The sequence below is a fragment of the Candidatus Thermoplasmatota archaeon genome (assembly GCA_035540375.1).
In the GTDB taxonomy this organism is placed as follows: Archaea; Thermoplasmatota; SW-10-69-26; order JACQPN01; family JAJPHT01; genus DATLGO01.
The window spans coordinates 1-7,410 of the sequence record DATLGO010000004.1 but is presented as its reverse complement, the minus strand read 5'-3'; the positions used below and the strand labels follow the sequence as shown (position 1 = coordinate 7,410).

Annotated in this window: 5 protein-coding genes and 1 tRNA gene; 4 read left to right on the top strand and 2 right to left on the bottom strand. The window is 68.7% G+C overall.

The genetic code is table 11. From position 1 onward, the window contains the following. Window positions 1-6: 6 nt before the first annotated feature. Together VM889_00280 and VM889_00275 are read left to right on the top strand one after the other, a co-directional pair. Window positions 7-759, top strand: a complete 753-nt coding sequence (locus VM889_00280) for a hypothetical protein (GenBank protein ID HVL46974.1) — start codon at window positions 7-9, stop codon at window positions 757-759. 56 nt (window positions 760-815) lie between these two features. Then, window positions 816-2,072: a right-handed parallel beta-helix repeat-containing protein gene (locus tag VM889_00275; protein ID HVL46973.1), complete on the top strand. Its 1,257-nt coding sequence runs from the start codon at window positions 816-818 to the stop codon at window positions 2,070-2,072. Between the two features lie 21 nt (window positions 2,073-2,093). Here the strand turns inward: VM889_00275 and VM889_00270 are convergent. Further along, a tRNA-Leu gene (locus VM889_00270) sits at window positions 2,094-2,177 on the bottom strand. A 28-nt stretch (window positions 2,178-2,205) separates the two neighbouring features. Then, window positions 2,206-2,700: an NOB1 family endonuclease gene (locus VM889_00265; protein ID HVL46972.1), complete on the bottom strand. Its 495-nt coding sequence runs from the start codon at window positions 2,698-2,700 to the stop codon at window positions 2,206-2,208. A 119-nt stretch (window positions 2,701-2,819) separates the two neighbouring features. Here VM889_00265 and gyrB point away from each other — a divergent pair, with 119 nt between their 5' ends. Further along, the gene (gene gyrB / locus VM889_00260; GenBank protein ID HVL46971.1) at window positions 2,820-4,739 is read left to right on the top strand and encodes a DNA topoisomerase (ATP-hydrolyzing) subunit B; all 1,920 of its coding nucleotides are present in this window, start codon (window positions 2,820-2,822) and stop codon (window positions 4,737-4,739) included. 11 nt (window positions 4,740-4,750) lie between these two features. After that, window positions 4,751-7,387, top strand: coding sequence for a DNA gyrase subunit A (gyrA, locus tag VM889_00255; GenBank protein HVL46970.1), 2,637 nt, complete (start codon window positions 4,751-4,753; stop codon window positions 7,385-7,387). Window positions 7,388-7,410: the final 23 nt, after the last annotated feature.

The following is a 7,410-nucleotide window of genomic DNA, read 5'->3' as shown; positions in this document are numbered from 1 at the left end:
GAAACCATGAGGATCCCCCGGCTATCGGCTTGCATCGCGACCTTGCTCATCGTCTCCGGCGCCGCCGCCGCGATCACCTTCGGCGGAGGCGGAGGGGCGTTGCAGAGCGACCCCCTCAATCCCTCGAGCGGCGACTACCTCCGGACCCTCGACAACCACATCGTCTACTACGATGCGTCGTCGGGCGTCATGATCGACCGGGGCGCGGCGCCGACCCGGAACAACGGTCACCTCGAGTGGTACTCGATCGGCATCCGCGGGCTCGAAACGGCGTCGGAAACCCCGGGAGGCTGTCCCGACGGATCGCAGTCGTGCGCGAACACGGATTCCCAGTTCAGCGTTCCGCAGTGCGCCTACACGGGCCCCTGGTGGGTCAACACGAGCACCTACTCCTACGGGAAGTGCATCTGGTACGCTCGGTTCGACGGGGACGTCCGCGGAACCGACACCTTCGGCTGGCGCGTCGCGAACCGTGTGATCGATTCCATCGGCAAGGAGTACGCGGTGAAGGCCTGCGTCACGTACCGGCAGACCATCAGCGGAGCGAACATCGGACCTGCGGACTGCACGACGGCCTCGAAGTGCACCGTCCTTCAATCGATCCACGACTGCGTCTGGGCCTACCAGTTGAACGGGACGGTCTTCAAGGACAAGGGCGCCACGAACCGGGAGGGGGACGTGAACTACTACCACGTGGAGGTCACGATGACGGGCGACCCCGTGCCGTTCAAGTACGCGTCCGGCTGGATTTCCTATTGAGGCGGCCAAGGAGCGGACTGAAAGACCTATAAGGCCCCGGTAGCGAGCGCGCGATCATGTGGCCCGTTCTCCTTGCGGTGAGCCTCCTTGCGACCGGCGTCGGCTTCGCGTCGGCGCCGGTCGCGGTGGCGCCGTCCCACCTCCCGCATCCGAGCATCACGATCGTGGGCGACGCCGCCTTCGACGGCCCCTTCTCGGGGGTCGTGGACGGCGTCGGCACGGCCGACGACCCCTACGTCATCCGCGGTTGGGAGATCGTCCACACGGCGCAGGCCGGCATCCGGCTAGAAGGGACCACCGCGCACGTCGTCATCGAGGACGTCGTCATCCGGGACCTCACGGGACGCGTCGCGGCCGCGCCCGGCTGCGCGACGAGACCGGGCCCCGAATGTCGGGAGCCCATCGGCATCCATCTCGCGCAGGCCGAGAACGTCGTCGTCCGGGACGTCCGCGTCACGGACCACCGGTTCAACGTCTTCGTCGAGTCGTCCCGCGGCATCGCAATCGAGGACACCGACTTCACGCCGCCGGTCCCGGACCTCCTCCTCACGTATCTCGGCGTCTACGTCCTGCGGTCCGAGGACGTCCGCATCTCGAACGTCGTGTTCGCGGGGTCGGAATCGGGCCTCGCGGTCCGCGCGTCCGCAAACGTGCTCGTGGAGGGCTCGACCTTCCGGCGCACGCCCCTGGATTCGCTGTTTTTCGGAGAGGCGAGCCGCGCGGTGACGCTCAAGGAGAACCGTTTCGCGGACGCGACGGTGCTCGTGGACGGCGATCACGAGGCCTTCTCGCTCGTCGACAACCTCTTCGTGGGCGCCTCGTCCGCGTTCCGGGCGAGCGAGGAGATCGAGTTCCCCACGAGGCTGCCGTCGGCGCTCGTCTGCGGCAACACGTTCGAGGGCTCGCGGCACCCTGAAGCCGCCCTGTGGCTTGCGAAGTCGCAGGACGTCCACATCGTGGGCAATCTCTTCTCCAACGTCACGCGCGGCCTCCGGCTCGATCTCGGGGACCGGGGCCTCGTGGAGAAGAACCGGTTCGAGGACGCGGGCACAGCCGCGTCGATCTTCAACGCCGGCGGCTGGGCCTTCCACAACAACTCGATCGTCCGGTCCGCGACGGGCCTCGTCGCCGAGGCCGGGCTGCCGGGCAACGCCACGCGCAACTGGTGGGGCGACGCGACCGGCCCCTCGGGCGTCGGCGCCGGATCGGGCGCGGCCCTCGAATCGACCGGCTTCGTGCCGTACGACCCCTGGCTCGTCGAGGAGCCGAAGCTCAAGACGAAGTGCCCGAAGCTCAAGCCCGTGAGGCATTAGCACCGCGGCGCGAACCGGACATGCGGAGGGCAGGATTCGAACCTGCGAAGCCCTGCGGCACGAGATCCTAAGTCTCGCCCCATTGACCAGCTAGGGGACCTCCGCGTCGAGCGCGCATGCGGGCCGCGCGGCATCAAGGCTTCTGGCCGGGTCGCGCCCGCACCGCGCGCGTCGCGGCGCCGCACACCGGGCACGCTCCGGGGTCGGTCGCGTGCACCCGGCGACATCCGTTGCAGCGATAGACCCAGGTCCACGCCTCCGTGATGCCGCGCTCCGCGCGTCCCTCGTGCGCGATCCCGAGCGCGACCGCGACGTTCTGCACGCGGTAGTCGTCGGTCGCGATCCGCGCCCCGAGGTCGACCGCGAGCGCGAGCACCGCGAGGTCGGCGCGGGAGAGGCGCGGAAGGTCGCCCGTGCGCTCGGCCGCGGCGCGCGCCGCCGCGAGGGCCCCCGGCGTCGCCGCGCGCACCGCGAGGCCCGCGGCGAGCAGATACTCCAGGTTGCGCGCGCTCGCGCCGGGGCGGCGCATCTCGTCGAGGACCTCGGGCGGCACGTACGTCGCGCCCGCAAGCCGCACGGGGCGGCCGGAGAGGAGCGCGGAGGTGTCGAGCACGAGGGGGGCGTCCATGGGCGGTCCGAATCGGGGGACAGCCGCGGAATCTATATAAGCCATTCCGGCGTTTCCCTTTATAAGTGGGTTGCACCGGGCATTCATAAGCCCCGACTCCGCAGGAGCGTACGTTTTCCATGACCGAGAAGAAGGCCTCCGAGTCGCAGCAAGACTACGGCGCGGCCTCGATCCAGGTGCTCGAAGGGCTCGCCGCGGTGCGCAAGCGCCCGGGCATGTACATCGGCTCGACCGACCAGCGCGGCCTCCACCACCTCGTGTACGAGCTCGTCGACAACTCGGTCGACGAGGCCCTCGCGGGCCGCTGCAGCGCGATCGAGGTCACGCTCCACAAGGACGGTTCGGTGACGGTCTCCGACGACGGTCAGGGCATCCCGACCGACATCCACCCCAAGTACGGGAAGCCGGCGCTCGAGATCGTGCTCACCCAGCTCCACGCGGGCGGCAAGTTCGACCGCGGCGCCTACAAGGTGTCGGGCGGTCTCCACGGCGTCGGCCTCTCGGTGGTCGCGGCCCTCTCGGAGTGGCTCGAGACGACGGTCGTGTACCGCGGCGAGAAGGCGTTCGTGCGGCTCGAGCGCGGCGTCCCGGTCGCCCCCATGCAGCGCCTCGGACCCGCGCCCGGGCACGGCACGAGCCAGCGCTTCAAGCCCGACGCGACGATCTTCACCGACACCGTGTTCAACGGCGAGACCCTCGTCACGCGGCTGCGCGAGCTCGCCTTCCTGAACTCGGGCCTCAAGATCACGTTCACGGACGAGACGAGCGACCGGCGCGAGGTCTTCCAGTACGAGGGCGGCCTCGCCGAGTTCGTGAAATGGATCAACAAGGGCCGCTCGCCCCTCCATCCCGACATCATCACCTTCTCGGGCGAGGACCAGGGGCAGATGGTCGACGTCGCGATGCAGTGGACGGACGGATACACGGAGAACGTGTTCTCGTTCGCGAACGACATCAACACGGCCGAGGGCGGTACGCACATGGTCGGCTTCAAGGGCGCCGTGACGCGCGTCGTGAACCGCTACGCCCGCGAGTCGAAGGCGCTCAAGTCCGGCGAGGACGACCTTTCGGGCGAGGACACGCGCGAAGGCCTCACCGCCATCGTGAGCCTGAAGATCCCCGAGCCCCAGTTCGAGGGCCAGACGAAGACGAAGCTCGGGAACGCGGAGACCCGCGGCATCGTGGACTCGATCGTGGCGGGCAAGCTCGCGACGTACCTCGAGGAGCACCCGCGCGTCGGGGCCATCATCGTCGAGAAGTGCCTGCAGGCCCAGCGCGCCCGCGAAGCCGCCCGCAAGGCCCGCGAGCTGACGCGCCGCAAGGGGCTCCTCGAGTCCTCGACGCTCCCGGGCAAGCTCGCGGACTGCGCAAGCCGCGACCCGACGACCTCGGAGCTCTACATCGTCGAGGGCGACTCGGCCGGCGGGTCCGCGAAGCAGGGGCGCAACCGCGAGTTCCAGGCCATCCTTCCGCTTCGCGGCAAGATCCTCAACGTCGAGAAGAGCCGTCTCGACAAGATCCTGAAGAACCAGCTCATCCAGGACATGATCGCGGCGATCGGCGCGGGCGTCGAGGAGGAGTTCGACCTCTCGAAGGCCCGCTACCACAAGATCATCATCATGACCGATGCGGACGTTGACGGCGCCCACATCCGGACGCTCCTCCTCACGTTCTTCTACCGGACGATGCGTCCGCTCATCGAGTCGGGCTACGTGTACATCGCGCAGCCGCCCCTCTACAAGATCAAGAAGGGCAAGACCGAGCGCTACGCGTACACCGAGAAGGACAAGGACGCGATCCTCGCGGAGATCGGATCGCAGGGGGTGGGGCTCCAGCGCTACAAGGGTCTCGGCGAGATGAACCCGACCCAGCTCTGGGAGACGACGATGAATCCCGCGACGCGCACGCTCGCGAAGGTCACGGTCGAGGACGCGGTGGAGGCCGATCGCCTCTTCACGCTCCTCATGGGCGACGCGGTTGAGCCGCGCCGCGACTACATCATGGAGCACGCGCGGGACGTGCGGGTGCTGGACGTCTGAGGTGAAGCGCGATGGTGGAAGAACCGAATCCCGACACGATTCCGAACGGCGGCCACGGAACCCTCGTCGACCGCCCCATCGAGAGCGAGATGCGCACCGCGTACATCGACTACGCGATGTCCGTCATCGTGGGCAGAGCGCTTCCCGACGCGCGCGACGGCCTCAAGCCCGTCCACCGCCGCATCCTGTACGCGATGCAGGAGCTGGGCCTCACCGCCGACAAGGCGCACAAGAAGAGCGCCCGCGTCGTCGGCGAGGTGCTCGGAAAGTACCACCCGCACGGCGACTCCGCCGTGTACGACACGATGGTCCGCATGGCGCAGGATTTCTCCCTGCGGTACCCCCTCGTCGACGGCCAGGGCAACTTCGGCTCGGTCGACGGCGACAACGCGGCGGCCATGCGTTACACCGAAGCCCGCCTCTCCCGCATCGCGGGCGAGCTGCTCGAGGACCTCGACAAGGAGACCGTGGACTTCGCGCCCAACTTCGACGCCTCGCTCGAGGAGCCGACGGTCCTGCCCGCGAAGCTCCCGAACCTCCTCGTGAACGGATCCTCCGGCATCGCGGTCGGCATGGCCACCAACATGCCGCCCCACAACCTCGGCGAGATCGTGGATGCGCTCAAGGCGCTCGCCGCGAACCCCGACATCTCCATCGCGGAGCTCGTCAAGCTCGTTCCCGGGCCCGATTTCCCGACGGGCGGCATCATCCAGGGCCGCTCCGGCATCCTCCAGGCCTACGCGACGGGCCGCGGCGTCATCCGCGTCCGCGCGAAGCACGAGATCGAGGAGATGAAGGGCGACCGCGAACGGCTCGTCTTCACGGAGCTCCCCTACATGGTCAACAAGGCGAACCTCCTCGCCGCCATCGCGGATCTCGTGAAGGAGAAGAAGCTCGAGGGCATCAGCGACCTGCGCGACGAGTCCGACCGCGAAGGCATGCGCATGGTCATCGAGCTCAAGCGCGACGCGGTCACGGACGTCGTCCTCAACAACCTCTTCAAGCACACGCAGCTCGAGGCGAGCTTCGGCATCCTGAACCTCGCCCTCGTCGACAACCAGCCCCGCGTCCTCACGCTCAAGGGCCTCCTCGAGGAGTACCTCGGACACCGCACGGTGGTCGTGACGCGGCGGACGCAGTTCCTCCTCAAGAAGGCCGAGGCGCGCCTCCACATCGTGAAGGGCCTCCTCCTCGCGGTCGGCGAGCGCGCGAACCTCGACAAGGTCATCCGCATCATCCGCGAGTCGGCCGACCCGGACGCGGCCCGCGCCGCCCTCGTCGCCGAGGAATACCTCGGCGTCGGGCTCGACTACGTGGGCACGCGCCTCGACGACGAGCAGGCGAAGGCCATCCTCGACATGCGCCTCTCGAAGCTCACGGGCCTCGAGGTCCGCAAGCTCCGCGAGGAGGCCGAATCGCTCCACGGCCAGATCCTCGATTACGAGGACATCCTCGCGAAGCCCGAGCGCGTCAAGGCGATCATCGTCGCCGAGCTCGACGAGCTCCGCGGGACCTACGCGGACGCGCGCCGCACGGCCATCGTCGACGCCGAGGGCGAGATCCAGGTCGAGGACCTCATCCCCGACGAGCACGTCGTCGTGACCATCACGAACGACGGCTACATCAAGCGCATCCCGCTCAACACCTACCGCGCCCAGCGCCGCGGCGGCAAGGGCCTCGTGGGCATGCAGACGAAGGAGGAGGACTACGTCGTCGACCTCTTCGTCACGACGACGCACCGCTACATCCTCTTCTTCACGAACGTCGGGAAGGTGTACTGGCTCAAGGCCTGGCAGATCCCCGAAGGCTCTCGCCAGGGCAAGGGCAAGGCGATCGTGAACCTGCTCGAAGGCCTTGAGCAGGGCGAGGTCGTGGAGGCCGCCGTCCCCGTCGCGGAGTTCGCGGAGGACAAGTACCTCTTCTTCGCGACCCGGAACGGCACCGTCAAGAAGACGAGCCTCGCCGAGTACAGCCGCCCCCGCACGTCCGGCATCATCGCGCTCGGCCTCGACGAGGGCGACGCGCTCGTGGGCGTCCGCATCACGGGCGGCTCGGACGACATCATCCTCGCGAAGGCGCAGGGTCAATCGATCCGCTTCAGCGAGGCCGACGTCCGCCCCATGGGCCGACCCGCGACGGGCGTGCGCGGCGTCTCGCTCGACGCGGGCGACCGCGTCGTGAGCCTCGCCGTCATCCGCGACCCCGCGGGCCAGCTCCTCACGGTGACGGAGAACGGCTACGGCAAGCGCACCGTGATCGAGGAATACCGCCTCCAGCACCGCGGCGGGTCCGGCATCATCACGATCCAGACGACGGAGCGCAACGGACGCGTGGTGGCCGTCCGCGAGGTCCGCGAGGTGGACGAGATCCTCGTCACGAGCGAGGGCGGCATGGTCATCCGCGTGCCCGTGAGCACGATCAGCGTGCTCGGCCGGAACGTCCAGGGCAACCGCATCATGCGCCTCGACGAAGGGGACAAGGTGCGCGCGCTCGCGGTCCTCATGCACGAGGACGTCGCGGAGGCCGACCTCGAGGCCCAGGCCGCGGCGCTTGCGAGCGAGCCTCGACCGGGGCCGCCCGCGCCCCCGAGCCCCTTCCCGCTCCCGCCCGACGAGCCGGAGCCCGCCGAGCCCGACGAAGAGGAGTAGGTCAAACGGGGTCCAGGGCGACG

Excerpts from the sequence above, each read along its gene's own strand:
- VM889_00280 (HVL46974.1), top strand. The coding sequence starts at position 7 with ATGAGGATCCCCCGGCTATCGGCTTGCATCGCGACCTTGCTCATCGTC.
- VM889_00275 (HVL46973.1), top strand. The coding sequence starts at position 816 with ATGTGGCCCGTTCTCCTTGCGGTGAGCCTCCTTGCGACCGGCGTCGGC.
- gyrA (HVL46970.1), top strand. The coding sequence starts at position 4,751 with ATGGTGGAAGAACCGAATCCCGACACGATTCCGAACGGCGGCCACGGA.
- VM889_00265 (HVL46972.1), bottom strand. The coding sequence starts at position 2,700 with ATGGACGCCCCCCTCGTGCTCGACACCTCCGCGCTCCTCTCCGGCCGC.
- gyrB (HVL46971.1), top strand. The coding sequence starts at position 2,820 with ATGACCGAGAAGAAGGCCTCCGAGTCGCAGCAAGACTACGGCGCGGCC.